The sequence below is a fragment of the Arthrobacter sp. UYEF3 genome, from assembly GCF_040546245.1.
Classification (GTDB): Bacteria; Actinomycetota; Actinomycetes; order Actinomycetales; family Micrococcaceae; genus Arthrobacter.
This window is the reverse complement of sequence record NZ_JBEPNK010000003.1, coordinates 98,579-125,276: the sequence shown is the minus strand read 5'-3', so window position 1 is coordinate 125,276 and position 26,698 is coordinate 98,579. Positions and strand designations below refer to the sequence as shown.

Annotated in this window: 22 protein-coding genes; 9 read left to right on the top strand and 13 right to left on the bottom strand. The window is 67.4% G+C overall.

Going from position 1 to position 26,698, the window contains the following annotated elements; all coding sequences use genetic code 11:
* Positions 1-21 precede the first annotated feature (21 nt).
* Complete coding sequence (locus ABIB14_RS03175; RefSeq protein ID WP_354234024.1) at positions 22-1,113, bottom strand: carbohydrate kinase family protein; 1,092 nt, start codon at positions 1,111-1,113, stop codon at positions 22-24.
* A gap of 194 nt (positions 1,114-1,307) precedes the next feature.
* On the opposite strand from ABIB14_RS03175, the gene ABIB14_RS03170 reads away from it, so the two are divergent.
* Entirely contained in the window at positions 1,308-2,774 is a 1,467-nt protein-coding gene (locus ABIB14_RS03170; RefSeq protein ID WP_354234022.1) for a family 4 glycosyl hydrolase, read from the top strand.
* Positions 2,775-2,887: 113 nt separating this feature from the next.
* On the opposite strand, the gene ABIB14_RS03165 is transcribed toward ABIB14_RS03170, so the two are convergent.
* Positions 2,888-3,232, bottom strand: coding sequence for a GNAT family N-acetyltransferase (locus ABIB14_RS03165; protein ID WP_354234020.1), 345 nt, complete (start codon positions 3,230-3,232; stop codon positions 2,888-2,890).
* Between the two features lie 86 nt (positions 3,233-3,318).
* Here ABIB14_RS03165 and mshA point away from each other — a divergent pair, with 86 nt between their 5' ends.
* Complete coding sequence (mshA, locus tag ABIB14_RS03160; RefSeq protein ID WP_354234018.1) at positions 3,319-4,575, top strand: D-inositol-3-phosphate glycosyltransferase; 1,257 nt, start codon at positions 3,319-3,321, stop codon at positions 4,573-4,575.
* A gap of 41 nt (positions 4,576-4,616) precedes the next feature.
* Positions 4,617-6,314: a formate--tetrahydrofolate ligase gene (locus ABIB14_RS03155; protein WP_354234147.1), complete on the top strand. Its 1,698-nt coding sequence runs from the start codon at positions 4,617-4,619 to the stop codon at positions 6,312-6,314.
* 274 nt (positions 6,315-6,588) lie between these two features.
* On the opposite strand, the gene ABIB14_RS03150 is transcribed toward ABIB14_RS03155, so the two are convergent.
* The 8 genes from ABIB14_RS03150 to glmS all read right to left on the bottom strand — a co-directional run bounded on the left by ABIB14_RS03150 (position 6,589) and on the right by glmS (position 19,218).
* Positions 6,589-7,674, bottom strand: a complete 1,086-nt coding sequence (locus tag ABIB14_RS03150) for an inositol-3-phosphate synthase (RefSeq protein ID WP_354234016.1) — start codon at positions 7,672-7,674, stop codon at positions 6,589-6,591.
* A 192-nt stretch (positions 7,675-7,866) separates the two neighbouring features.
* Entirely contained in the window at positions 7,867-8,904 is a 1,038-nt protein-coding gene (gene mgrA, locus ABIB14_RS03145; RefSeq protein ID WP_354234014.1) for an L-glyceraldehyde 3-phosphate reductase, read from the bottom strand.
* Positions 8,905-8,955: 51 nt separating this feature from the next.
* Positions 8,956-10,722 carry a malto-oligosyltrehalose trehalohydrolase gene (gene treZ, locus ABIB14_RS03140; RefSeq protein ID WP_354234012.1) on the bottom strand — a complete coding sequence of 589 codons (1,767 nt, stop codon included), beginning with the start codon at positions 10,720-10,722 and terminating at the stop codon, positions 8,956-8,958.
* Between the two features lie 39 nt (positions 10,723-10,761).
* Positions 10,762-13,086 (bottom strand): malto-oligosyltrehalose synthase, encoded by a 2,325-nt coding sequence (gene treY / locus ABIB14_RS03135; protein WP_354234010.1) that lies wholly within the window; start codon positions 13,084-13,086, stop codon positions 10,762-10,764.
* Positions 13,083-15,323, bottom strand: a complete 2,241-nt coding sequence (gene glgX / locus ABIB14_RS03130) for a glycogen debranching protein GlgX (RefSeq protein ID WP_354234008.1) — start codon at positions 15,321-15,323, stop codon at positions 13,083-13,085. The genes treY and glgX overlap by 4 nt, the downstream gene beginning before the upstream one ends.
* Positions 15,324-15,414: 91 nt before the next feature.
* The gene (locus ABIB14_RS03125; protein WP_354234005.1) at positions 15,415-16,968 is read right to left on the bottom strand and encodes an NAD(P)H-hydrate epimerase; all 1,554 of its coding nucleotides are present in this window, start codon (positions 16,966-16,968) and stop codon (positions 15,415-15,417) included.
* Positions 16,969-16,973: 5 nt separating this feature from the next.
* Positions 16,974-17,321 carry a holo-ACP synthase gene (locus ABIB14_RS03120; protein ID WP_354234003.1) on the bottom strand — a complete coding sequence of 116 codons (348 nt, stop codon included), beginning with the start codon at positions 17,319-17,321 and terminating at the stop codon, positions 16,974-16,976.
* 4 nt (positions 17,322-17,325) lie between these two features.
* On the bottom strand, positions 17,326-19,218 hold the full coding sequence (glmS, locus tag ABIB14_RS03115) for a glutamine--fructose-6-phosphate transaminase (isomerizing) (protein ID WP_354234001.1): 1,893 nt from the start codon (positions 19,216-19,218) through the stop codon (positions 17,326-17,328).
* A gap of 121 nt (positions 19,219-19,339) precedes the next feature.
* Between glmS and coaA the strand changes: the two genes are divergently transcribed.
* Both coaA and ABIB14_RS03105 read left to right on the top strand, forming a co-directional pair.
* On the top strand, positions 19,340-20,305 hold the full coding sequence (gene coaA, locus ABIB14_RS03110) for a type I pantothenate kinase (RefSeq protein ID WP_354233999.1): 966 nt from the start codon (positions 19,340-19,342) through the stop codon (positions 20,303-20,305).
* A gap of 251 nt (positions 20,306-20,556) precedes the next feature.
* Positions 20,557-21,198 carry a M15 family metallopeptidase gene (locus ABIB14_RS03105; protein WP_502909592.1) on the top strand — a complete coding sequence of 214 codons (642 nt, stop codon included), beginning with the start codon at positions 20,557-20,559 and terminating at the stop codon, positions 21,196-21,198.
* Between the two features lie 16 nt (positions 21,199-21,214).
* Here the strand turns inward: ABIB14_RS03105 and glmM are convergent, their stop codons facing one another.
* The 3 genes from glmM to rplM all read right to left on the bottom strand — a co-directional run bounded on the left by glmM (position 21,215) and on the right by rplM (position 23,695).
* Positions 21,215-22,576: a phosphoglucosamine mutase gene (glmM, locus tag ABIB14_RS03100; protein ID WP_354233997.1), complete on the bottom strand. Its 1,362-nt coding sequence runs from the start codon at positions 22,574-22,576 to the stop codon at positions 21,215-21,217.
* A 130-nt stretch (positions 22,577-22,706) separates the two neighbouring features.
* The gene (gene rpsI, locus ABIB14_RS03095; RefSeq protein ID WP_354233995.1) at positions 22,707-23,216 is read right to left on the bottom strand and encodes a 30S ribosomal protein S9; all 510 of its coding nucleotides are present in this window, start codon (positions 23,214-23,216) and stop codon (positions 22,707-22,709) included.
* A gap of 35 nt (positions 23,217-23,251) precedes the next feature.
* Complete coding sequence (gene rplM, locus ABIB14_RS03090) at positions 23,252-23,695, bottom strand: 50S ribosomal protein L13 (RefSeq protein WP_050684363.1); 444 nt, start codon at positions 23,693-23,695, stop codon at positions 23,252-23,254.
* 308 nt (positions 23,696-24,003) lie between these two features.
* Between rplM and ABIB14_RS03085 the strand changes: the two genes are divergently transcribed.
* From ABIB14_RS03085 to ABIB14_RS03070, 4 genes are all read left to right on the top strand, one after another.
* Complete coding sequence (locus ABIB14_RS03085) at positions 24,004-24,669, top strand: prepilin peptidase (RefSeq protein ID WP_354233992.1); 666 nt, start codon at positions 24,004-24,006, stop codon at positions 24,667-24,669.
* 268 nt (positions 24,670-24,937) lie between these two features.
* The gene (locus tag ABIB14_RS03080; RefSeq protein WP_354233990.1) at positions 24,938-25,144 is read left to right on the top strand and encodes a Flp family type IVb pilin; all 207 of its coding nucleotides are present in this window, start codon (positions 24,938-24,940) and stop codon (positions 25,142-25,144) included.
* Between the two features lie 115 nt (positions 25,145-25,259).
* On the top strand, positions 25,260-25,667 hold the full coding sequence (locus ABIB14_RS03075; protein WP_354233988.1) for a TadE/TadG family type IV pilus assembly protein: 408 nt from the start codon (positions 25,260-25,262) through the stop codon (positions 25,665-25,667).
* Entirely contained in the window at positions 25,655-26,686 is a 1,032-nt protein-coding gene (locus tag ABIB14_RS03070) for a pilus assembly protein TadG-related protein (RefSeq protein WP_354233986.1), read from the top strand. Before ABIB14_RS03075 ends, ABIB14_RS03070 begins: the two co-directional genes overlap by 13 nt.
* The last annotated feature ends 12 nt before the right edge of the window (positions 26,687-26,698 follow it).

Here is a 26,698-nt window from a genome sequence, read left to right as displayed (position 1 = left end):
TCCCAGCTAGAGGCAGCTACCCTACGCGTCGGAGAGGTGCGCGATGGTCGCCGTCGCCCGCCGTTGTGCGGCCGGCGGCACATTGCAGAGAATCTCTTCGAGGAAGCGGTAGCGGCGTAGCCATTGGCTGCTCTGACGCTCCTTGCGGGCGTTAGCGCGCTGCCACCAGTCGGCCAGGTCGCCCCAGCCGGGGGCGGCAAGCGAACCGCCGACCTGCTGCACTGCCAGGGCGGCGCAAAGATTCGCGAAGCGGAGCCGGTCCCCCAACGGCCAGCCGGCCAGGCAGCCGACGATGAAGGCAGCCCCAAAGCAGTCCCCGGCACCGGTGGGATCGAGGGCCGTCACCGGCAACGACGGGACCCACTCCTCCTCCCCGGTCTGGGAGTCCACCGCCATCGACCCCTGCGGGCCCAAGGTCACCACGGCCACAGGGACCTTGTCCGCGAGCGCATAGAGCGCGGCCCACGGGTTGTCCTTGCCGGTGAAGGCCATCGCTTCATGCTGGTTAGGCATGAAGGCATGGAAATACCGCAGGCTGTCCAGCCGCGCCGGCGCCCAGGTGCCGGTCGGATCCCAGCCGACGTCGCCAAAGAGCGGCACGCCCGCCCGGTGCGCGTCGAGGGCCCAAGGCGCCAGCTCCTCGTGGAGTTCGGCGACGGCGGCGAGCGCAGGCGGCGGATGGCCGATCAGTTCCGTCGAGGTGACCGGCGCGGGGTGGCCGTGGGTCACCATCGAGCGGTCCTTCTCGACGCTGAGCGACACGGTGACCGGGGAGTGCCAGCCCGGGATCCGCCGGGACAGCGAGAGGTCCACGTGTTCCTGCCGGTCAAGGATCTTCCAGTTGTAGTCGCCATAACCGTCGTCGCCGAACGCGGCGGCCAGCCCGGTCCGCAGCCCCAGCCGGGCCGCGGCGATGGCCTGGTTCGCCACCCCGCCCGGGCAGCTGCCCATCCCCTCGCTCCAGACTTCCGTCCCCGGCCGGGGCGCGTGCGGCAACCCGGTGAAAATGATGTCCTGGAATACGGTCCCCGTCAGGAGCAAGTCGAAGCCCTCCGCCGACGTGGGCCGGACGGCGGCGAGCGGATCGAAACGCTGGGTTGGGATCGCGTCCATACCGGCACCCTACGCCGTCCCGCGGACCGCGGAAAGGCTACCTTCGGCGCCACGGCCGGCCGGCCCGGGCCGGGCCGCCCGCCGGACGCGGTGCGGCCAGCCAGCCCCTCCGGACGCAGCCCACCCGGCCAGCCGTCCGCCGGCCCACCACGCCGCCCCGCCGGACGCAGCGCGGTCGCGCATAGACTGCAGGAATGCGGCTCATGATTGCCGGCGGCGGCGGATTCCGGGTGCCTTTGGTCTACCGGGCGCTTTTGGCAGGCCCGTTCGCGGGGTTGGTCAGCGAACTGGTGCTATACGACGTCGACGCCGGCCGGCTGGCCGCCGTCGAGGCCGTGTTGGCGGCCGTGCCGCGGCAGGCAACCTTGCCCGGGCAGGCTCGCCCGAATGGACGGGCACCGGCCGGCCCGCCAGTCCGGAGCACGACGTCGCTGGCCGATGCCTTGGCCGGAGTGGACCTGGTGTTCGCTGCCATCCGTCCGGGCGGCACGGCCGGGCGGACCGCCGACGAGCGCGTGGCGCAAGGACTGGGGCTGCTGGGCCAGGAGACCACCGGGGCCGGCGGCATCTCCTACGCGCTGCGCACCATCCCGCCGATGCTGGGCCTGGCGGACGCGATGAAACGCCTGTGTCCCGATGCCTGGCTGGTCAACTTCACCAATCCGGCGGGCATGGTGACCGAGGCGCTGGTCCCCGTGCTGGGCCGCAAGGTGGTGGGCATCTGCGATTCCGCCGGGGGTCTGGTGCAGCGAGCGGCCCGGGCCGCCGGCGTCGTCCTGCCGGAAGGCCGGCTTGACGGGGTGGGCTACTACGGGCTCAACCACCTGGGCTGGCTGTACCGGCTGGAGGCCGGCGGCATGGACGTCCTGCCCGGCCTGCTCGCCGACGCCGGGGCGCTGGCCGGATTTGAGGAGGGGCGGTTGTTCCCTCAGCCGTTCCTGGCCGGTCTTGGCTGCCTGCCGAACGAATACCTGTACTACTACTACGACACCGCCCGCGCCGTTGCCGCCATGCGCTCCGCCGCGCAGACCCGCGGCGAGACCATCCACCGGCAGCAGTCCGCGCTTTATCCGCGGCTGGCGTCCGCCGGCGCGGAGGCGTACCGGCTGTGGGACGCCGGCCGCCGGTCCCGCGAGGAGGGCTACCTGGCCGAAGCCCGGCCAGCCGGCGAGCGCCGGGACGAGGAGGACCTGGCCGGCGGCGGCTATGAGCGCGTCGCCCTGGCCGTGATGCGCGCCCTGTCCGGCGGCGGCGAGGCTGAGCTGGTGCTGAATACTCCGAACGCCTTGATTGGCCCTGACGGTGCGGCGGCCGCCGCGATTCCGGGCCTGCCGGTGGATGCCGTCGTTGAGGTCCCCTGCCGGGTGGACGCCGGCGGCGTGACCCCGCTCCCGCAGGACCGGCCGGCGGAAGCGCAGCTGGCGCTGATGTGCCGGGTCAAGGAAGTCGAGCGGCTCGTGGTGCGGGCCGCGGCCCCGGCCAGCAACACCGCCCCGGCCAGCAACACCGCCCCACCGAACGCCGGCACTCGCAGGGAGGCCGCCCTGGCCGCTTTCGCCCGGCATCCCCTGGTCGCGTCGGACGTCCTCGCGGCCCGGCTACTGGCCGGCTACGAGGCGGCCTTTCCGGAGCTGGCGGCGCGATGGGGTGCAGATACCTAGCGCTTGCGGTACATCGCATGCAGGTCCACGTAGCCCAGGGCCGGGTGGCTGCAGGCCTCCGGGATGGTCGCGAAAATCTCGAACCCCATGGCCTGCCAGGCGGCGACGGGCGGTTATTGCTTTCCACCACGGCGTTGAACTGCAGGGCGCGGAAACCGGCGGCGCGGGCTGCCTCCAGCGAGTAGGCGCACAGCGCGCGGGCCCCCGGTGCCCAGCACGACGCCGTCGAACTCCCCGGTGCGCACCGCGACGAAGGTGCGGCCCGGTACAGTCTTGATCCACTTGGCGCGGGCCCGGTCCTCGATGGTGTCCCGGTCCCTGGCGAAGGTCTCGCCGGCCCGGATGACGGGCTCCAGGATTTCCCAGATGGCGGGCCAGTCGTGGCCGGTGGCCTCGCGGATTAGTCTGTCGGCCGGGGCCTGTCGGCTTTCGGCATGGACGCACACACCGGTCACCATAGCAGTCGGCGGGCCTCCGCGGACCGGTCCGCGGTTCAGGAGTAGTGTTTTATCGAATCCACGTCGCACCAAGGAAGGGAAGCAGGATGCCGCTGGCCCGTCGTGTAGCCTTCCTCTCCCTGCACACCTCGCCGATGGAACAGCCCGGATCCGGTGACGCCGGGGGCATGAACGTGTACATCCGCGCCCTCGCCGCGGCTTTGGCGGAGACCGGCGTCGAGGTGGAGATCTTTACCCGGTCCACCGCGGCCGGCCAGGCAGCGGTCGAACACCCGTCCCCTGGAGTGTGCGTCCACAACGTGCTCGCCGGGCCGCCCCGGAAGCTGCCCAAGGAGGAACTGCCGGCACTGCTGCACAGCATGGTGGCCGAAATCGACAGGGTCCGGCAACGGCAGCCGCACGGCCGCTACGACGTGATCCATTCACACTACTGGGTGTCCGGGGTCGCCGGGCTGGAGCTCTCGCAGCTCTGGGGGGTGCCCCTGGTGCACACCATGCACACCATGGCTAAGGTCAAGAACCTGCTGCTGGAGTCCGGCGAGGAGCCCGAGCCGCGGCGGCGCGAGGACGGTGAACATCGGATCGTCGACGGCGCCACGCGGCTGATCGCCAACACCGGGGCCGAAGCCGCCGAACTGGTCTCACACTACGACGCCGACCCGGACCATATCGACGTGGCGCCACCGGGGGTGGACCTGACCGTCTTCACGCCTGCGTTCCGAAGCCGCGCCCGGAGCGAACACGGCGTGACCCCCGGCCGTTTCCACCTGCTGTTCGCCGGGCGGATCCAGCGGCTCAAGGGCCCGCAGATCCTGATTAAGGCCGCAGCGCTGCTGCGCGCCCGCCGCCCGGATATCGATCTGCAGCTGACCATCCTGGGCGCGGTCAGCGGTGCGAAGGATTTTGACCTCAAAGCCCTGATCACCGCCGCCGGGATGGACGACGTCGTCACGCACCATCCGCCGGTCAGCGCGCCCAAACTCGCGGGCTGGTACCGTGCGGCCGACGTCGTGGTGATGCCCTCCTACAGCGAATCCTTCGGCCTCGTCGCCCTCGAGGCCCAGGCCTGCGGCACGCCCGTGGTCGCCACGAAGGTGGGCGGCCTCTCGCGGGCGATCTTCGACGGCCGGACCGGCCTGCTGGTGGAGGGGCACAAGGCTGCGGACTGGGCCGATGCCCTCGAAGCCCTGCACGACGACCCGGCGACACGGGAGGACATGGGACGCGCGGCGTCGGTGCATGCCCAGGACTTCGGCTGGCAGCGCACCGCCGAGATTACGCTGGAGAGCTACCAGTCCGCCTTGGTCCAGTACCTTGGAACACGAAGCATCCCGGCGCAGTGACGCGAAGCCCAAGCTGGAGGACAACGATGTCGGATAACAGCATGGAAACCACGGGCCCGGCTCCGGTCCTAAGCGATCTGGAGATTGCCCACCGGGCCACGATGCGGCCGATCGAGGAGGTGGCGGCTGCGGCCGGGATCAACGCCGAGGCGCTGGAAGTGTACGGCCGCTACAAGGCTAAGATCGATCCGGCCAAACTCGCCCGGGCCGGCACGCACCCGGCCGGCAAGGTGGTGCTGGTCTCGGCGATGTCGCCCACCCCGGCCGGCGAGGGGAAGTCCACCACCACCGTGGGCCTGGCTGACTCGCTGGCCCGCGCCGGGCACCGGGTCATGATCGCGCTGCGCGAGCCGTCGCTGGGACCGATTCTGGGCATGAAGGGCGGCGCGACGGGCGGCGGCTACTCCCAGGTCCTCCCGATGGATGAAATCAACCTGCATTTCACCGGCGACTTCCATGCCATCACCTCGGCGAACAACGCCCTGATGGCGCTCGTGGACAACCACATCTACCAGGGCAACGCGCTGAACATCGACCCGCGCCGGATGACGTTCAAGCGCGTCCTGGACATGAACGACCGGTCGCTGCGCGAAGTGGTGATTGGCCTTGGCGGTCCGACCCAGGGCGTGCCACGGCAAGACGGCTTCGACATCACGGTTGCCTCCGAGATCATGGCTGTGTTCTGCCTCGCCACCGACCTGGACGACCTGCGCGCCCGGCTGGGCCGGATCACCTTCGGCTACACCTACGACCGCGAGCCGGTCACGGTCGCGGACCTTGGCGTCCAGGGCGCCCTGACCGTGCTGCTCAGGGACGCGATCAAACCCAACCTGGTGCAGACCATCGCGGGCACCCCGGCCCTGGTGCATGGCGGCCCCTTCGCCAACATCGCGCACGGCTGCAACTCCCTGATCGCCACCCAGACCGCCCGCGCCCTGGCCGACGTCGTCGTCACCGAGGCCGGATTTGGCGCGGATCTGGGCGCCGAAAAGTACATGGACATCAAGGCGAGGATCGCTGACGTCGCGCCGAGCGCCGTCGTCGTCGTGGCGACCATCCGCGCGCTCAAGATGCACGGCGGCATAGCCAAGGACCGGCTCACGGAACCCAACATCGAGGCGCTGGCCGCGGGTGCCGCCAACCTGCAGCGACATGTCCGCAACGTGGAAAAGTTCGGTATCACCCCGGTGGTGGCGATCAACAAGTTCGGCACCGACACCGCCGAGGAGCTCGACTGGCTGCTGGACTGGTGCGCCGCGGAGGGCGTGCAGGCGGCCGTGGCCGATGTCTGGGGCCGCGGCGGAGGTGGCGACGGGGGTGACGAGCTCGCGGCAAAGGTTGCCACAGCCATCGCCGGCCCGCACGGTTTCCGGCACCTGTACCCGCTGGAGATGTCCATCGAGGACAAGATCCGCACGATCGTGCAGGAGATATACGGGGCCGACGGCGTGGACTTCTCCGTGCCGGCGCTCAGGCGGCTCGCGGAGATCGAGAAGAACGGCTGGTCGGGCATGCCGGTTTGTATGGCGAAGACGCAGTACTCCTTCAGCGACGACCCCACCAGGCTCGGCGCACCGAAGGGCTTCACCGTGCACGTGCGGGACCTGATTCCCAAGACGGGAGCGGGCTTCATCGTGGCGCTCACAGGTGCGGTGATGACCATGCCGGGACTGCCCAAGGCCCCGGCCGCGATGCGGATGGACGTCGACGCCGACGGCTACCCCGTCGGCCTCTTCTGACCGTTTGCGCTATCACTTGCGGTTGCCATTCCGGGGGCAGAGGACCACAACTGATAGGGCAACCGGTGGGTGTGGGCAACTTCGGCGCGGGCCCTGTCGGCGGCCGCCCCGGGCGCAAGTTTAACTCCGACGGGCCGATAAGGTTCGAACCGCGGTGCGAAAGGTCGGCACTGCATGCAAGCCGGGTTAAAACACGGTTGCCCTATCACTTATGGCAGCTAAACCGGGGGTTTGAGGATCGTAAGTGATAGGGCAACCGGGACGGGTGCGGGGTTTAGCGCTCCAGTTCGCCGCGGATGAAAGCCTCAACCTTTTCGCGGGCGAGGTCGTCGTTGAACTGCTCCGGCGGGGACTTCATGAAGTAGCTCGACGCCGAGAGCAGCGGCCCGCCGATGCCGCGGTCCAGGCCGATCTTGGCGGCACGGATGGCGTCGATGATCACGCCGGCGGAGTTGGGCGAGTCCCAAACCTCCAGCTTGTACTCGAGGGACACCGGGGCGTCGCCGAAGTTGCGGCCCTCAAGGCGGACAAAGGCCCACTTGCGGTCGTCGAGCCACTGCACGTAGTCCGACGGGCCGATGTGCACGTCGCGGGGTGCGATGTGGGCTTCCACGTTGGAGGTGACGGCCTGGGTCTTGGAGATCTTCTTGGACTCAAGCCGGTCGCGCTCCAGCATGTTCTTGAAGTCCATGTTGCCGCCGACGTTCAGCTGGTAGGTTCGGTCCAGGGTGACGCCGCGGTCCTCGAAGAGTTTGGCCATGACGCGGTGCGTGATGGTGGCACCGATCTGGCTTTTGATGTCGTCGCCTACGATCGGGACGCCGGCGGCGGTGAACTTGTCCGCCCACGCTTTGGTCCCGGCGATGAAGACGGGCAGGGCGTTGACGAACGCCACGCCGGCGTCGATCGCGCACTGCGCGTAGAACTCGGCCGCTTCCTGGGACCCCACCGGCAGGTAGCAGACCATCACGTCAACCTTGGCGTCCTTGAGCGTCTGGACGACGTCGACCGGCTCCTCCGGGGACTGCTCAATGGTCTCGAGGTAGTACTTGCCGAGGCCGTCGAGGGTCGGGCCGCGCTGGACGGTCACTCCGGTCGGCGGGACATCGGCGATCTTGATGGTGTTGTTTTCGCTAGCGAGGATCGCGGCGGAGAGGTCCTGGCCCACCTTCTTGCCGTCGACGTCGAACGCAGCGACGAACTGCACGTCGTTGACGTGGTACTTGCCGAACTCCACGTGCATCAGACCCGGGATCGTGGCCTGGGGGTCGGCATCCCGGTAGTACTGGACACCCTGGACCAGCGAAGTGGCACAGTTACCCACGCCGACGATTGCAACACGAATCGGATTAGCAGACACGAAACTCCCTTTGAGAACAAACTGTACGTACCCGGCGCGGGCGCACTCTGATGTACGACGGCGGCAAACGGGCACAACGCCAAGAGGCGCCCTTGCATTCTACTCAACGGCGCCGCGACCTCAGTTGTTCCCGGCAGCGGCACCTATTCTGTTACATCCGGCGCCCGGACGGCCGAATGCCCCGTCCCCGACTCATTTTTGGGCCCAGAGGTTGATGCCGGACTCGACGGCGAACTCGTCGATCTCCTCCAGCTCACCGGCTGTGAAATCCAGGTTGTTGATCGCGGCCAGGCTGTCCTCGAGCTGCCGGACGCTGGAGGCGCCGACCAGTGCAGAGGTCACGGGACTGCCCTTGGCCTGCTCGCGGAGGATCCAGGCGATGGCCATTTGCGCGAGGGTCTGGCCCCGGCCCTCGGCGATCCGGTTGAGCCCGCGCACCCGGTCCAGCTTTTCCCCGGTGATCATCCCTTCATCCAGGGATTTGTGCTGAGCGGCACGGGAATCCTCCGGCACGCCGTTGAGGTAACGGTCCGTGAGCATGCCCTGCGCCAGCGGCGAGAAGGCGATGGACCCGGCGCCCACCTGCTCCAGCGCCTCGTGAAGGTTCGGCCTGCCCTCCTCGGTCCAGCGGTTCAGCATTGAATAGCTGGGCTGGTGGATCAACAGCGGGGTACCCAGTTCCTGCAGGATCCGCGCCGCCTCGAGGGTTTGCTCCGGGGTGTAGGACGAAATCCCGGCATAGAGCGCCTTACCGGAGCGCACGGCATGGTCCAGCGCGCCCATGGTCTCCTCCAGCGGCGTCTCCGGATCCGGCCGGTGGCTGTAGAAAATATCCACGTAGTCCAGGCCCATGCGCGCCAGCGACTGGTCCAGGCTGGCCAGCAGGTACTTGCGGGAGCCCCCATTGCCATAGGGCCCGGGCCACATGTCGTAGCCGGCCTTGCTGGAGATGATGAGCTCGTCGCGGTATGGGGCGAAGTCGTCTTTGAAGTGCCGGCCGAAGTTGGTTTCGGCACTGCCGTAAGGCGGCCCGTAGTTGTTGGCGAGGTCGAAGTGGGTGACGCCCAGGTCGAAGGCGCGGCGCAGTATGTCGCGCTGCACCTCGAAAGGCTTGTCGTCGCCGAAGTTGTGCCACAGGCCCAGCGAGATGGCCGGCAGTTTCAGGCCGCTGCGGCCCACGCGACGGTAGGGCATGGCGCCATAGCGGTTCTCTGCCGCAAGGTATGTCATGGGTCTATCCTGCCTCAATGGGGGACGTGCTGGACGGTCGGTTTTGCGCCGCTACTGCGCGACGACGGCGGCGCTGTGGGCGGGAAGCTCAAGCCCGTCTGGGCTCAGCCGGACGGCGTCCTCGGTGGCCAGCAGCAGGGAGCCGCCGCCGACGGCAACCCTCCGCGGTTCGGCGGAGAAGTTCATCGCGACCTCCACGCTGCCGCGGCGAAGCAGCAGCCAGCCCTCGTCCTCGCTGACGTCGACGGCGGTTTCCGAGAATCCGAGCCCGGCCAGTTCCGGCGTCGCACGGCGCAGTGCGATCAGTTTCCGGTACAGCTCCAGCAGCCGCGCATGCTCGCCCGCGGCGGCCTCGGACCAGTCCAGCTTGGAGCGGGTGAAGGTGGCCGGGTCCTGCGGGTCGGGCACGACGTCGGGATCCCAGCCCATTCGTTCGAATTCCTTGATCCGGCCCTCCGCAGTGGCCTTGCCCAGCTCGGGTTCCGGGTGCGAGGTGAAGAACTGCCACGGCGTGGTGGCGCCGTACTCCTCGCCCATGAACAGCATCGGCGTGAACGGCGAAGTCAAGGTCGCGACGGCGGCGAGCGCCAGCTGCCCGTAGCCGAGGGTCTGGGAAAGCCTGTCGCCGGTGGCCCGGTTGCCGATCTGGTCGTGGTTCTGGTTGCAGACCACCAGGGCCGCCGGGTGGACGAGGGAAGGGTTGATGGGCCGGCCGTGGTGCCGCTCCCGGAAGCTGGAGTAGGTCCCGTCGTGGAAGAAACCCTTCTCGAGGACCTTCGCCAGGGCGCCACGCGAATCGAAGTCGGCGTAGTAGCCTGTCGTTTCACCGCTGACGTTGACGTGGACGGCGTGGTGGAAGTCATCGCTCCACTGCCCGGCCAGGCCGTAGCCGTTCGCGTCCCGCGGGTAGAGCAGCCGGGGGTCGTTCAGGTCCGACTCGGCGATCATCGTCACGGCGCGCCCGGTGTCGGCGGTTACAGCGTCGGCAAGGGCCCCGAACTCCTCCAGCAGGTGCACGGCGCGCTCGTCGTCGAAGGCGTGCACGGCATCGAGCCGGAGCCCGTCCACGTGGTAGTCGCGCAGCCACATGGCGGCGTTGTCCAGGATGTAGCTGCGGACCACGTCGGAACCGGGCCCGTCCAGGTTGACCGAGTCGCCCCAGGTGTTGCCCTCGCCTGACTTGAGGTACGGCCCGTACCGGGGCAGGTAGTTGCCGCTGGGGCCGAGGTGGTTGTAGACGACGTCCTGGATGACGCCCAGGCCGGCCCCGTGGGCGGCGTCGACGAAGCGCTGGTAGGCGGCGGGTCCGCCGTAGCCCTCGTGCACGGTGTACCAGAGGACGCCGTCGTAGCCCCAGTTGTGGGTGCCGTTGAAACCGTTGACCGGCAGAAGTTCCACGAAGTCAACGCCGAGTTCGGCGAGGTAGCCGAGCTTTCCGATCGCCGCATCCAGGGTCCCCTCGGGCGTGAAGGTGCCCAGATGCAGCTCATAGATCACCCCGCCCTGCAGTCCGCGGCCCGCCCAGCCGCCGTCGGTCCACTCGTGGCTGCCGGCGTCGAAGGTCCGCGAGAGCGCGTGCACGCCCTCGGGCTGGCGGCGCGACCGCGGGTCCGGCAGCGGTGTGGTGTCGCCGTCCAGAAGGTACCCGTAATCGACTTCGCCGGAGGACGGGGCCTCCGGCGCGGTCCACCAGCCGCCGCGGCCGTCCGCGTCGGCCCGGCTCATCGGGTAGCGCTGTCCGCCGGCGAGCAGCGTTACCTCCTGGGCGTCCGGCGCCCAGAGATCGAAGCGGTCAGTCCCGCTTGCAGGCAAGGTCATGGCATTTTCCGTTCCCCATGTCGGTTCGTCAAGGAGTGCTTAAGCGGCAGGCACCAGGAGTGCCACCGGGTAGTCGCGCAGGATCTCGGCCACGGGCACCGGGCCGGCCGGAAAGTTGCGGCCCGTCAGTTCGTCCGTCATCGCCGCGGCGAGTTCGATGGCGGTGTCCTGCCAGCCGCCGCGCTGTTCGAGGCCGCGGGGCAGCCGCGTGGCCAGGGTGACGGCCCCGGAGCCGCCGGCGCCGCGGTCAAAGGCAATCAGGTGCTCGGCCGCGGCACCGGTCGCCGGCACCGGCGAGTAGCCGGTGAACAGCTCCGGTGCGTCCCGGCGCAACCGCAAGGCCCGTGAGGTCACCAGCAGCTTCGCCGCGTCGTGCCGGTACGACGCCGGCTGCTCACCGGCGTCGAGGGCGGCCAGGGCGGCGCGCCGGGTTCCGAAGTCGAACGGCCGGCGGTTGTCCGGGTCGGTCAGCGAACGGTCCCAGAATTCGGTGCCCTGGTACACGTCCGGCACCCCGGGCATCGTGAGCTGGACCAGTTTGGCCGACAGTGCATTGGCGGAGCCGTAGGGATCCAGCAGGGCCACCAGCGAGTCAAGTTCGGCACGCACCTGAGCGTTGTCGAAGGCTGCGTCGACGGCGGCTGCGAGTTTCGCCTCGAAGTCCGGGTCCGGGTCCAGCCAGTCGGTCGAGTTGCCGGCCTCCCGGGCTGCCTTTTGGGCGTAGGACTGAAGCCGCCCCCGCTCTGCGGGCCAGACTCCGGCCACGGCCTGCCACAGCAGGTTGGCCAGCGGGCCGTCCGGCAACGGCGCTAACTCCTGGAGCCGTTGAAGCGCCGCGGTCCATTCAGGGGCCAGCTCCGCCAGCACCGAGATCCGCGCCCGGGTGTCCTCGCTGCGCTTGGTGTCGTGGGTGCTGAGCGTGGTCATGGACAGCGGCAAACGGTTCTGGCGGCGGGCCATCCGGGTGTGGAATTCATCCGTGGAAAGCGCGAACTCGGTGGGGTCCGCGCCGACTTCAGTGAGGATGCCCAGCCTGGTGTAGCGGAAGAAGGCGGTGTCCTCGACGCCCTTGGCCATCACCATGCCGGAGGTTTGCTGGAAGCGGCGGCCCAGTTCGGCGTCGGCACCCGGGCCGGCGTGCAGCAGCAGCGGCAGCAGCGCCTGCACGGCGACTTCCGTTTCGGGGCGCCGGCGGACTGCGAGGGCGCACGCTTCGCGGAGCACGGCCTCCCCCTCCGGAAGGTAGCTGCGGTAGACCGGGAACGCCGCGGTGATTTCGGAGAGCGCATCGACGGCGGCGTCCTGGCTCAGCCCGGCACCGGCCGGCACCAGCCGGGCCAGCCGCCGCATTTCCGAATGGAGGATCCCGTCCGTGATACGGCGCTTGGTACCCCGGATCATCTCCTCGTAGTCCGCGGGTTCCCCGCCGCGCAGCGAGCCGTCGAGCGCGTCCAGGCCAGCCCGGCCGGCAGGATCGACGAAGACCCGGTCCACGTCCGCGAGGGCGTCGTACCCGGTGGTCCCTTCGCACTCGAAACCGGCCGGAACCACCTCCCCCGGCTCAAGGATCTTCTCGATCAGCAGATATGCCCCACCCGTTACTTCGCGCAGCCGCTGCAGGTAACCTTCCGGGTCGGCAAGGCCGTCCGGGTGGTCGATCCGCAATCCGTCAACCAGGTCCTCCCTGAACCAGCGGACAACTTCCCCGTGGGCCTCATCGAAGACTTCCGGGATTTCGACTTTGATCCCGGCGAGGGTGTTGACCGCGAAAAACCGGCGGTAGTTCAAGTCCGTGTCGGCGCGGCGCCAGCCCACCAGCTCGTAGTGCTGCCGGTCGTGGACCTCGCGCGGGCGGTCGCCCTCGGCGTAGCTGCCCTCGGCCAGCGGGAAGCGGTGGTCGTAGTACCGCAGCTCGCCGTCCCGGACCTCGAGCGCGTCCACGTCCGAATCATCGCCCAGCACGGGAATCCGGATGCGGCCGCCGCCGAAGTCCCAGTCGACGTCGAACGCCCGGGCGTAGGGGGACTCCCGGCCTTCCTTGAGCAGCGACCACCACCACGGGTTCTGGGCAGGGGTGGCGACGCCGACGTGGTTGGGCACAATGTCCACGAGCACGCCCATGCCCGCCTCCCGCGCGGCGCGGGACACCGCCGCCAGCCCCTCGGCACCGCCGCGATCCGGATCGATTGCCGCCGGGTCGGTGACGTCGTAGCCGTGGTCCGAGCCCTGCTCTGCCGTCAGGATGGGCGACAGGTAGACCCAGTCCACGCCCAGGGACTTCAAGTACGGCACGGTGGCGGCGGCATCGTGCAAGGTGAAGCCGGCCCGGATCTGCAAGCGGTAGGTCGAGGCGGGGGTCCTCATGAAGCGGAGGCCTTCGCGGCGCTGGTTTCCGCCGCCTTGGTCTGTGCCTCCGCCATCTCCTCCTGCGCGTCCTCGTGCTCGGCCATGGAGGCCAGCGACGCGGCGGCGGAGTGGTCTACCTCGACCTCAGGGCCGGAATGTGCCCGCAACACCACCATGGATTTGGCCGCGAGTGCCAGCACGGACCCGGCCTTCAGCGGTTCATCCGTGTCAGCCTGGTCGGCGGTGTCCACCAGGAGGTCCCATAAGGGCGAGTACTCGTCGGTGGGCAGGACGAAGTCCACGGTGTCGTCGTGGGCGTTGAAGCCCAGCAGGAAGCTGTCATCGGTGATCCGGCGCCCGCGTGAATCCTGTTCCTGGATGCCGTCACCGTTGTAGAACACGCCGATGGTCCGGCCGAAACCGCTGTCCCAGTCCTCGGGCAGCATTTCGGTGCCGTCGGTCTTCAGCCAGACGATGTCGGGCAGCTTCTCGCCCTCGCCGCGGCGGACCGGGCGGCCTTCGAAGAACCGGCTGCGGCGGAAGGTCGGGTGGTCGTGGCGGATTTTGTTGACGAAGGCCGTGAACTCAACGAGGGGCTGGTCCATGGCTTCCCAGTGCACCCAGCTCAGTTCGGAGTCCTGGCAGTAGGTGTTGTTGTTGCCCTGCTGTGTGCGCCCGAGTTCGTCGCCGTGGAGCAGCATCGGCACTCCTTGCGAGAGCAGCAGCGTGGCAATGAAGTTCCGCTGCTGGCGTGCGCGCAGGGTCAGCACGGTGTCGTCGTCGGAGTCGCCCTCTTCGCCGCCGTTCCAGGAGCGGTTGTGCGATTCGCCGTCGTTGTTGCCTTCGCCGTTGGCCTCATTGTGCTTCTCGTTGTAGGAGACCAGGTCGCGCATGGTGAACCCGTCGTGCGCGGTGACGAAGTTGATCGACGCCACCGGGCGGCGGGCCGAGCTTTCGTACAGGTCAGCGGAGCCGGTCAGCCGGGAAGCGAATTCCCCCAGCGTGGACGGTTCGCCGCGCCAAAAGTCCCGGACCGTGTCGCGGTACTTGCCGTTCCACTCGGTCCACTGCGGCGGAAAATTGCCCACCTGGTAGCCACCCGGACCGACGTCCCAGGGCTCGGCGATCAGCTTGACCTGGGAAACGATCGGGTCCTGCTGGATCAGTTCGAAGAAGGTGGACAGCTTGTCGACGTCGTAGAACTCACGGGCCAGCGTGGAAGCGAGGTCGAAGCGGAAGCCGTCCACGTGCATCTCGGTGACCCAGTACCGCAGCGAGTCCATCAGCAGCTGCAGCGAGTGAGGGTGCCGGACGTTGAGCGAATTGCCGGTCCCGGTGTAGTCCATGTAATGCTTCAGGTCGCCGTCGACCAGGCGGTAGTACGCCTGGTTGTCGATGCCCTTGAAGGAAAGCGTGGGGCCGAGGTGGTTGCCTTCCGCGGTGTGGTTGTAGACCACGTCGAGGATGACTTCGATGCCGGCCCGGTGCAGGTCGCGGACCATCGCCTTGAATTCCTGGACTTGGTTCCCTACGTCGCCCAAGGAGCTGTAGCTGTTCTGCGGGGCAAAGAAGCCGATGGTGTTGTAGCCCCAGTAGTTGTTGAGGCCCTTTTCCACCAGGGTTCCGTCGTTGATGAACTGGTGCACCGGCATGAGTTCAATCGCCGTGATGCCGAGTTTCTTGAGGTGTTCGATCACGGCCGGGTGCGCGACGCCGGCGTAGGTGCCGCGCTGTTCTTCGGGGACTTCCGGGTGCAGTTCGGTGAGGCCCTTCACGTGCGCCTCGTAGATGACCGACTGGTGGTAGGGGATGCGCAGCTGGCGGTCCCCGTCCCATTCGAAGAACGGATTGATGACCACGCCGTGCATGGTGTGCGGCGCTGAGTCGCCGTCGTTGCGCGAGTCGGGGTCGCCGAAGTCGTAAGAAAAGAGCGCCGGGTCCCAGTCGATCTGGCCCTGGATGGCCTTGGCGTAGGGGTCCAACAGCAGCTTGTTGGAGTTGAAGCGGTTGCCGCTCGCCGGATCGTACGGGCCGTGAACCCGGTAACCGTACTTCTGGCCCGGCTGGACCTGCGGCAGGTAGCAGTGCCAGACGTAGCCATCCACCTCGGTCAGCTCGAACCGGGTCTCGCTCAGGTCGTCGGCCAGAAGGCAGAGCTCCACCCGCTCGGCGAGTTCGCTGAACAGGGCAAAATTGGTGCCGGTGCCGTCAAAGGTGGCTCCCAGCGGGTAAGCCGTTCCGGGCCAGACTTCCATGTGTACTCCTCATGCGTGGCGAACAAACTCTAGACAGACTACTTGTAAGTAGGGTTACTACCTGACTCGGCCCACGGTTCCTGCGCGTTTGTTACCGCTGGGCCATGATCTGCGGCAGCGCTTCGGAGATGGCCGACGCAGTGAGCGGACCGCCATTTGACGCCAGGGTCCCGGCGCGGCCGTGCAGGCTCGCCGCCATCGCCGCGACGGCGGCCCACCGGTCCGGCGCGGCGATGCCTCGGGCGCTGAAGGTGCCCGTGTCATCGGCGAGCTGGGCCAGCAAGGATCCGAGCACGCCGGCCAGGACGTCGCCGCTGCCGGCGGTGGCCATCCAGGGACTGGCCTCGGCTTGGCTGAATACGGCGCCCGAGGGGGCGGCGACCAGGGTAGTCGCGCCCTTGAGCAGGACGGTCGCGCCGGTCAGACCGGCGGCCTGCCGGACGGCAGCCAGCGTCGCGTTCTCCACGCCGGAGCGCGCCGGCGCGTCGCCGTACCGGCTGAGGAGGGCGGAAAGCTCGCCGGCGTGCGGGGTCAGCACGGTCCGGGGCGTAAGTTCACGGGGCAGCGCCGGGAGCGCACCGGCGTCGGCCACGGTAGGGAGTCCGGACGCCGCCGCCTCACGGACGCGGTCCAGCTGCTCCTGCGCGCCGTCGTCGAGACCCGGGCCGAGCAGCCAGGCCTGGACGTGCGCGTCCACGACGTTGGTGCCGCACACCACCTCGGGGCATGACTGCCGGACCAGGTCGGCGACCTCGGGAGGGCCGACGTAGCGGACCATTCCGGCCCCGGCGGCCAGGGCGCCCCGGCAGGCGAGCACGGCGGCGCCCGGGTAGCGCGCGGATCCGGCCACGACGCCAAGGACCCCGCGGGAGTACTTGTGGGAGCGCCTGCCGGGGTGCGGCAGCAGCGCGTCCAGGTCGCCGTCTTCGAGGCGCCTCAGCTCCGGGGCCGCCAACCCGTCCTCGATGCCGATGGGGATGATTCGGAGCCGGCCGCAGAAGTCAGCGCCGGGGTCGGCGAGCAGGCCGGCTTTCGCGGCCCCGAAGCTCACGGTGACGTCGGCGGCGAGGACCGGGCCGTGGGCCTCCCCGGTGTCGGCGTCGACGCCGCTGGGAATGTCGCAGGCCACCACGAGTCCGTGGCGGGTGCACCGGAGTTCCAGACGCTGTCGTTGCAGGCGCTGGAGTTCTTCAAAGAGGACTGCCGCGGCGCCGCGCAGGCCGCCCCGGGCGCCGGTTCCGAGGACCGCGTCAATCACGGCGTCGGCCCGGGCGGCCTCCGCGGCCAGTTCTCTGGCGTCGGCCCCAGCCAGGCTTGTGACCCGGCCGCCGGCGGCGCGGAACGCCTCCAGCCCGGCAGGATGGGCTTGCCCGGCAGTGAGCACCGCCGTCGTCCGCAGGCCGCGGCGGGCGAGCAGCGCCGCTGCGTAGAGGCCGTCGCCGCCGTTGTTTCCCTTGCCGGCGAGGACGGTGACGCTGGAGCCGTAGGGCCGCAGTCCCCGGCCCTGCAGTTCGCGGATCACAGTATTGGCGAGCCCGTAGGCCGCTCGCTGCATGAGAACAGCGCCCATATCAGTGTCCGCACTTGCCTCGAGAAGCCGCCGTTCGACTTCTCGGATGTGGGTTCCGGTATAGGCGCTGATCATGGTGATTAGCCTTCGGCGATCACCGTGGCGGTGGCGATGCCGCCGTCGTGGCTGATCGAGAGGTGCCAGCGTTTGACGCCTTTCGATTGGGCCACGGCCAGCACCGTGTCCTTGACCTGGACCGTGGGGCCGTGCTCGTCCAACCCAATCCAGCAGTCCTGCCAGTTCATCCCGGCCGGGGCGCCGAGCACCTTGGCCACGGCCTCCTTTGCGGCAAACCGCGCGGCCAGGGACCGGGTGTTCAGGTCCCGCTCGGCCGGGACGAACAGCCTGTCGCGCAGCCCGGGGGTGCGCTCAAGCTGCCGGCCGAACCGCTCAATGTCTACGACGTCTACGCCAATGCCAACAATCATGCGGCTATTCTACGGTCACGCTCTTGGCCAGGTTCCGCGGCTGGTCCACGTCGTAACCCTTGGCACTGGCGAGGGCGAGCGCGAAGATCTGCAGCGGCACGGTGGACAGCAGCGGTGCCAGCAGCGTCGGCGTCGTCGGAATGTAGAAGACGTGCTCGGCGTAGGCCTTCACCGCTTCATCGCCCTCTTCCGCGATGACGATGGTCTTCGCGCCGCGGGCCCGCACTTCCTGGATGTTGGAGACAACCTTGGCGTGCAGGGAATCCCGGCCGCGGGGCGAGGGGACGATCACGAAGACCGGCTGGCCGTCTTCAATCAGGGCGATCGGACCGTGCTTAAGCTCGCCGGCGGCAAAGCCCTCGGCGTGGATGTAGGCGAGCTCCTTGAGCTTGAGCGCACCTTCCATGGCCACCGGGAATCCTACGTGGCGGCCCAGGAAGAGAACCGATTTGGCGTTCGCCATCTGGACGCCGAGGTCCTTGATCCGGTCCTCGTTATCGAGGATCTGCTGGATCTTCGCCGGGATCTTGCCGAGGTCCGCGAGGACGTCCTTGATTTCGCCCTGGAACATGTTGCCGCGCAGCTGGGCCAGGTACAGGCCCAGCAGGTACGCGGCGGTGATCTGGGCAAGGAACGCCTTGGTCGAGGCCACCGCGATTTCCGGGCCGGCGTGGGTGTACAGCACGGCATCGGATTCACGCGGAATGGTGGAGCCGTTGGTGTTGCAGATGGAGATCGTCTTGGCGCCCTGCTCCTTGGCGTAGCGGACGGCCATCAGGGTGTCCATCGTCTCGCCGGACTGGGAGATGGAAACCACCAGGGTGTTCTCATCGACAATCGGGTCCCGGTAACGGAATTCGTGCGAGAGCTCCACCTCGGTGGCAATCCGGCACCAGCGTTCAATCGCGTATTTCGCCACCTGGCCGGCGTACGCCGACGTGCCGCAGGCGAGCACGATGATCTTGTCGATGTGCTTCAGCAGTTCCGGGTCGATCCGCATCTCATCGAGGGTCAGCTTGCCGTCGAGGTCCGACCGTCCGAGGAGGGTCTGTGCGACCGCGTCCGGCTGGTCGTGGATTTCCTTTTCCATGAAGGACGGGAAGCCACCCTTTTCCGCGGAGGCCGGGTCCCAGTCAACGTAGTATTCCTTGCCTTCGGCAGCAGCGCCGAAGAAGTCCGTTATTACCACGGTATCGGCCGTGATGGTAACGATCTGGTCCTGGCCAAGTTCCACGGCCCGGCGGGTGTAGTCGATGAAGCCGGAAACGTCAGAGCCCAGGAAGTTCTCACCTTCGCCCAGTCCCACCACGAGCGGCGAGTTGCGGCGGGCGGCGACGACGACGTCGGGCTGGTCGGCATGCACGGCAAGCAGGGTGAAGGCGCCTTCGAGGCGCTGGCAGGCAAGCTCCATGGCTTTGGTCAGCCCGCCGTTGGAGTTGTCCCCGCCGAGCTGGTTCCGGTAGATGTCGGCGAGGAGTGCCGCCGCGACTTCGGTGTCGGTTTCCGAGAGGAACTTCACGCCCTTGTCGAGCAGTTCCAGCTTCAGTTCCGCATAGTTTTCAATGATGCCGTTGTGGATCAGCGCCAGCCTGCCGTCGTCGGCCAGATGCGGGTGCGCGTTCTGGTCCGTGGGTCCGCCGTGCGTGGCCCAGCGGGTGTGGCCGATGCCGGTGGTTGCCTCCGGCAGCGGATGGGCCTCCAGCTCGCCGACCAGATTGCTCAGTTTCCCTGACTTCTTGCGTGACTCAATGCCGCCATCAGCCACCACGGCGATCCCGGCCGAGTCGTAGCCGCGGTACTCGAGGCGCCGCAGCCCTTCCAGGACGACGTCCAGGGCTTTGTGCTCAATATTTACCCGGCCGGTCGAGGGGCCTACATATCCAACGATTCCACACATGGGGATTAGCCTAGCGGGTTTCCGGACCATCCGGCGTATGATGCACCGGCTTGCGGCCGCCGCCGCGGCCCACGGGGAGGTCCATTTCGCTCTCGGCCTGGTCAAGGGCAGAATCTCTAGGGTGACTGTGCAACGCAACGACGCGAATGGCGAGGGCGTCTCCCCGTTCGTTGAGCTGGACCGGCAGACCTGGTCCCGGCTGGCTGCCCAAATGGAGCAACCGCTTAACGAAGAGGACGTGCTCCGGCTCCGCGGCCTGGGCGATCCTCTCGATATAAATGAGGTCCGGGACGTCTATCTGCCGCTGTCACGGTTGTTGCACCTCTATGTCGAGGGAGCCAACCAGCTCCATGCGGCGACCACCACCTTCCTGGGCGAAAAGACCCAGCGCACGCCGTTTGTGATCGGCGTGGCCGGCTCGGTCGCCGTGGGGAAGTCGACTATCGCCCGTGTGCTGCGGGAAATGCTGCGGCGCTGGCCGGGCACCCCGAACGTTGAGCTCATCACTACCGACGGCTTCCTTTACCCCCTCGCCGAGCTGCAACGCCGGCAGCTGCTGGAGCGCAAAGGGTTTCCGGAGTCCTACGACCGCCGCGCCCTGCTGCGCTTTGTCAGCGAGGTCAAGGGCGGCGCGGAGGAAGTGCGCGCGCCCAAATACTCGCACGTCACCTACGACATTGTCCCCGGCGAGGAAATCGTGGTCCGTCGGCCGGATGTGCTCATTGTCGAGGGGCTCAACGTCCTGGCGCCGGCCCGCCCGCGGAACGACGGCCGGCAGGGACTGGCCCTGAGCGACTTCTTCGACTTTTCGCTCTATGTGGACGCCAAGACCGCCTACATCGAGGAATGGTACGTGGACCGCTTCCGTAAGCTGCGGACCACTGCTTTTGCGCAGCCGGAATCCTACTTCCACCGCTACGCGACGCTGTCCGACTCCGAGGCGGAGCAGACCGCCCGGGACATCTGGAAGCGCATCAACGAACCGAACCTGGAGGACAACGTCCTTCCTACCCGCGGCCGGGCCCAGCTGGTGCTGACGAAGGACGCGGACCACTCCATCCGGCGCATGCTGCTGCGGAAGGTCTAGCACAGGTGGGCCACAACGCCACGCCAGTTATCCCGGAAGCGCCCAGCCGGCGCGCATTCGGCCGGGCCCTCGGCGCAGGGGCAGGCTTTGCGGCCCTGGCCCTGGCCGGCTGCAGCCCCCAGGAAGCGCCCGGACTAGGGCCCGGCACAGCCGTGCCAACTGATGCCTTACCGCCCTCCCCGGCCTCCGCCTTACCCTCGGCCGCGCCCACATCACCATCAGCCGGCACGGGTCCCGCGTCAGGAACTCCGGTGCCGGACAACTCCCCGGCGGCCTCCGCGCCGGGATTGAAGTACTCGCTGACGGATCCGGCCAGCCAGTGGGTGGTGGTGAACAAGCACCGGCCGCTCTCCCCGGCTGACTTCGCCCCGGCTGACCTCGTGCAGCCGGCGGTCCGGCTGGCGGTTTCCGGTGACGCGGCCCTGCTGAACAGGTCGACGGCGGCGGCGGCCGAACACATGTTCGCGGATGCGGCGGCGGCCGGCGTTGTCCTCACCCTGGCGAGCGGGTACCGCTCGTACGCCACCCAGACGGCCACCTACAACGGCTACGTGAATACCCGTGGGCGCGACGAGGCGGACACCGCCTCGGCCCGGCCGGGCTACTCCGAGCACCAGACCGGCTGGTCCTTCGACATCGGCGACGGCGGCGGCGCCTGCAGCTTCCAGCCGTGCTTCGCGGATCAGCCGGCTGCAGGGTGGGCAAAGGAAAACGCGCACCGCTTCGGCTTCGTGGTCCGCTACCCCTGGATGCTCCACCCGATCACCGGCTACTACTACGAACCATGGCACCTGCGCTATATCGGCGTCGAGGCCGCCGGTGACATGCACAGCCGGGGCATCGGGACCCTCGAGGAGTATTTCGGCCTGGAACCGGCGCCGGCCTACCCCTAGTTCCGTTGGTTTGCGGTCAGTCGGTGACGAGGGCCAGGGCCAGTTCGGTCCGGACCACCTGGGCCAGGCCTTCGGCGACTTCCTGGGCGGTTTCGTGGTCGGCGGCTTCCACCATGACCCGTACCACCGGTTCGGTCCCGGACGGCCGCAGCAGCACACGTCCGGTGTCACCGAGGCGCAGCTGGGCCTTGGCGACGGCCTCGGCCACCGCTTCGTCTCCGTTGACGCGGCTGCGGTCCACATCCTTGACGTTGATCAGCACCTGCGGAAGCTTGGTCATGACTGTGGCCAGTTCCTTGAGCGGTCGCCCGGTAAGCGCCACCTGGGCGGCCAGCTGAAGACCGGTGAGCACCCCGTCGCCGGTGGTCGCGTATTCGGCGAAAATCACGTGGCCGGACTGTTCGCCGCCGAGGCTGAAGCCGCCTTCCCGCATGGCTTCCAGAACATAGCGGTCGCCGACGCCGGTTTCCCGCAGCGTGATGTCGGCTTCCCGCAACGCGATCCTGAGTCCGAGGTTGCTCATCACCGTCGCCACAAGAACGTCGTCTTTGAGCTTGCCGGCCTCCTTGAGCGCGAGTGCCAGGATCGCCATGATCTGGTCCCCGTCGACCTCGTTGCCTTCATGGTCTACGGCCAGGCACCGGTCCGCATCGCCGTCGTGCGCAATGCCGAGGTCTGCGCCGTGGGCAACCACGGCGGCCTTGAGTGGCGACAGGTGCGTGGACCCCACACCATCATTGATGTTGAGTCCATCCGGTTCGGCACCGATGATGATGACGTCGGCCCCGGCGGTCTTGAACACCTGGGGCGAGCAGCCGCTCGCGGCACCGTGAGCACAGTCCACCACCACTTTGACCCCCTCCAAGCGGTGCGGGAGGGTGCCCAGCAAGTGCACGATGTAGCGGTCTTCCGCGTCGGCGAAGCGCTGAATGCGGCCAACCTCGCCGCCAACCGGGCGGTAGGGCTCCTTGGCCAGCTGCTCCTCGATCGCGTCCTCGACCTCATCCGGAAGCTTCTGGCCGCCGCGGGCGAAGAACTTGATGCCGTTGTCCGGCGCCGGGTTGTGGGAGGCGGAGATCATCACGCCGAAGTCGGCGTCTAGGTCGGCCACGAGGTAGGCGGCGGCGGGCGTCGGCAGCACTCCGGCGTCGTACACGTCGATTCCGGAGCTGGAGAGTCCCGCCTCCACGGCGGCAGCGAGGAACTCGCCGCTGGCCCTCGGGTCGCGGGCAACTACGGCGCGCGGCCGGTTGCCGCTCATGTTGCGGTCGTGCCCCAGCACGACGGCGGCGGCCTGCGCCAGCTGCAATGCCAGCTCTGCGGTCAGCAGACCGTTAGCCAGGCCTCGGACACCATCTGTTCCAAATAATCTTGACATCGCGACCCAGTTTAGCCGATCAGGCTCCCGGCGCCTCTTCCACGAGGCCGGAAGTCTCCTAAACGACGGAAGCCCGCCCCGCAAAATGCGGGACGGGCATCCATACCAACCGTGGGTTGGGAAAGCGGATTTAGCGCTTCGAGTACTGCTGAGCCTTGCGTGCCTTCTTGAGGCCGGCCTTCTTGCGCTCAATGACGCGGGCGTCACGACGCAGGTAACCGGCCTTCTTCAGGGTGGCGCGGTTGTTCTCGGTGTCGATCTCGTTCAGCGAACGGGCGATGCCGAGGCGCAGGGCACCGGCCTGGCCGGAGATGCCGCCACCGTGGATGCGGGCAATGACGTCGTAGGCGCCATCAAGATCGAGGATCTTGAAGGGTTCGTTGACGTCCTGCTGGTGCAGCTTGTTCGGGAAGTAGTTGTCCAGCGCGCGGCCGTTGATGGTCCACTTGCCGGTGCCGGGCACGATGCGAACGCGTGCAATGGCTTCCTTGCGACGGCCGACTGCTGCGCCGGCAACCGTGAGGGCCGGGCGTTCCTTCTTGGGCGCTTCTGCTTCCGCAGGACCGCTTTCCGAGGTGTAGCTGGTCAGGTTTTCCTCGGCCACGACGGCCTCGGTGGTCAGTTCTTCGTTCTGAGCCACGATTCTCCTTGATTAAAGTTGGTTGGTGGCCAGGACTACTGGGCGACCTGGGTGATTTCGAAAGTCTTGGGCTGCTGGGCGGCGTGCGGGTGCTCTGCACCGCGGTACACCTTCAGCTTGCCCAGCTGCTGCGCAGCGAGGGAGTTCTTCGGGAGCATGCCGCGGATGGCTTTCTCCACGGCGCGGACCGGGTTGGATTCCAGCAGCTCCGCGTAGTTGACGGAGGTCAGGCCGCCCGGGTAGCCGGAGTGGCGGTATGCGCGCTTCTGCTCCAGCTTGGCGCCGGTGAGGGCAACCTTCTCAGCGTTGATGATGATGACGAAGTCGCCCATGTCCATGTGGGACGCAAAAGTGGCCTTGTGCTTGCCGCGCAGCAGGATTGCGGTCTGGCTGGCGAGACGACCAAGGACAACGTCGGTGGCGTCAATGACGTGCCACTGGCGGTTGATATCGCCGGGCTTCGGGGTGTACGTACGCACGGTGTTTGCCTCGTTCTTGTTCTGGCGTTCTTGTTTTAGGCGTCACGCAAGAGGTGCACCTACTATCTATGCGCTACCGGAACAGAGGTGAGGACTCCATATATCCAGTCATCCAGTGGTCTCGAATGTGCACGTTGAGTAGCTATCCTGCAACCGGATTCTCAAGCGGGCACGCATCATCGAGATAGGACACGCACAACGACTACCAAGAATAGCCGATGCCGGGGGTGTGGGTCAAAATAGAGGGTCCGGTGGCATGCTGCCCTGCGTGCCGCGCAGTTCCGGCCCGCCGCGTTCCTGGAGGTACCGTGCCCGATCCCGCCCTTGCAGGCTCCGCGTCGCCGCTGTTCGACGCGGGAATCGCCGTCGTTGGACTGTGCCTGGGCCTGCTGGGTGACGTCCTGGTTCGACGCACCCTGCCGCAACTGGCACTCCGCCCCTCCCCCGCGCTGAGAACGACGACGGCGCTTGCTGCCGCCGCGCTGTGCGCACTACTCGCTTGGCGCTTCGGCGCGTCGCCTGACCTGCCGGCATTTCTATTTCTTGCAATTGTTGGAGTGCAGCTGGCGCGCATCGATGTCATTCATCATTTGCTGCCCAACCGGCTGGTTGTGCCCCTCCTGGGAGCCGGAACCGTCCTGCTCGCGGGCGCCGCGGCAGCGCTCGGAGGGTGGGAAAACCTGGCCCGGGGGCTTGCCGGCGGTGTCATTCTCTTCCTTATCTACTTCATCTTGGCTCTCATCAGCCCCAAGAGCCTCGGAATGGGCGATGTTAAGCTCGCCGCCCCGCTCGGCCTGTACTTGGGCTACTTGGGCTGGTCCCAGCTGTTTTATGGCGGCGCCCTGGGCTTCATCGCCGGGGGCCTGGTCTCCCTGGCATTCGTGCTCAAAAACCGCGGAAACAAGCCGAGGGAAGTGGCGTTCGGGCCGTCCATGCTGGCCGCCGCCCTCGCGGTCATTTTGCTTTCCTGGTAGCACGCCGCCCTGCCTTCAACGCGGGCGAACCAGGAAGCATGCTTATTAAAACAAGTGGTTCTGCCAGGCGCCCGCGCGGAACTGAGTACACGTTCATTTGACCTCGGTAGTACCCGTAATTTTCTTTCAAAAAAGTCGAGTATCCGGTTTTATTGCCGGGCCGTTAATCGGCGTGCAATTGTTGTCCCAGCGGAGCTTCAGGGGATAGCAAAAGGGGATTTGCTGGAACTCCGTACATTTACTCCAACTCTGGAAAAGGAAAATTACAATGACTGGTCTCATGGTCTCAATGCTCGCATTCGTCGCCGGCGTCAAGGACAAGCTCACCCCCGAAAAGGGAGCCACCGCGACGGAATATTCGCTGCTGGTCGCGTTCATCGCATTCGCCATCATCGGCGGCGTCACCCTCTTCGGTGGCGCGCTGAACACCTGGTTCACAGGTCTCGCGGGAACCGTCGGGGGTTGGGGGCGCTAACTAGTCGCGTCAAACACAACCGCTGGTCTCTGCACTACCCGCTGTGCCGCGTCCGTATCCGCGGACGCGGCACAGTTCTTAATCCTTCGGCTGCATCTATCCCTGGGGGGATCCAATGAAGCGCAGCAATTTACCCACGCGCCGGTCCAAGGCGCCGGGACGGGAGCGGGGGGCCGCCGCCGTCGAATTCGCCCTCGTTGCCCCCATCCTCCTCGCCCTCGTGGGCGGCATCATCGAATTCTCGTACACCTACAACCTGCAGATTTCCGTTACCCAGGCGTCCCGCGAGGCAGCCCGGACCATGGCGATCTTCAACGATCCGGCCCGCGCGCAGGCCGCCGCTGTGGCTGGTGCGCCCGGACTGAGCGCTGCTGGCTTCACTTACACGTTCACGGGGGCTTGCCCCGCCGGCGGCACTGGCAACGCCCAGGTGGCGGTTGGCTACACGGCAAACTCCCTGACCGGAATCTTCGGTCGTTCCGTCACAGTCAGGGGAACAGGAGCCATGCGATGCCACGGCTGAGGCGTACATCGAGTAACGCGCGCGGCAAAGAACGCGAGCGCGGCGCCGCCGGCGTCCTCGTTGCGGTGATGATGCTGGTGCTTATCGGCGCCGGTGCCTTGGCAGTCGACACCGGCCAAATCTACGCCGAACGGGCACAGCTGCAGAACGCAGCGGACGCCGGCGCCCTGGCGGCGGCGCAGCGGTGCCACGCCGCCGGAACCTGCTCGCAATCCCAAGCGCTGGGGTGGGCCCGCGAACTTTCCGGCCCCAACTCCAACGATGGCGTCTCGGCAGTCGATTCGGCAAACGTCTCCAACGGTCAGGTCAAGGTGGTCACGTCCACCCTGGGCACCAACGGAGCCGGCTTCCTGACCAAGATGTTTGCCAGCGCGCTGAACGCCCCGCCTGCCACAGTCCGTGCCGGCGCCACCGCAGCCTGGACACCGCCGTCAAGCGGATCCGGGTTTCCGCTGGCCATCTCCGACAACTGTTTCAACCTGTCCACTGCGGCCACCACGGCACAGGTCCAGAAAATCTCCTACAAGCCCGGAGGAACCTGCACCGGTCCGTCCGGTACGCAGATCCCGGGCGGCTGGGGCTGGCTCGACCGGAGCTCACCGTGCGTCGCGGTGACAGCGACGGGCAACAACCGGGTCGGATCAGATCCCGGCAACAATCCCCCGAGCGATTGCGACACCATCTTGGGCGGCTGGAAGACCACCATCCTTGCCGGCGGGGAGGTCAAAGTAGTATTCCCTGTTTTCGATGACGCCACGAACCAGGGCCAGAACGGCTACTTCCACCTCATTGGCTACGCCACCTTCAAGATCTGGGGCTGGAAGTTTGGCAACAACGGGAACTACGAATTCCGGAACAAGGCGAGCGATCCCAACATGACCAGCGCCCTGGCCTGCCCCCGCGGCCAGGATCGCTGCATCATCGGCCAATTCGTGAAGTTCGAAACAATTAATTCCACTGGAGGGCCTCCAAGCGGCAGCACTGACTTGGGAACCGTCGAGATCAACATCATCAAATAAGCAATGTCTAAG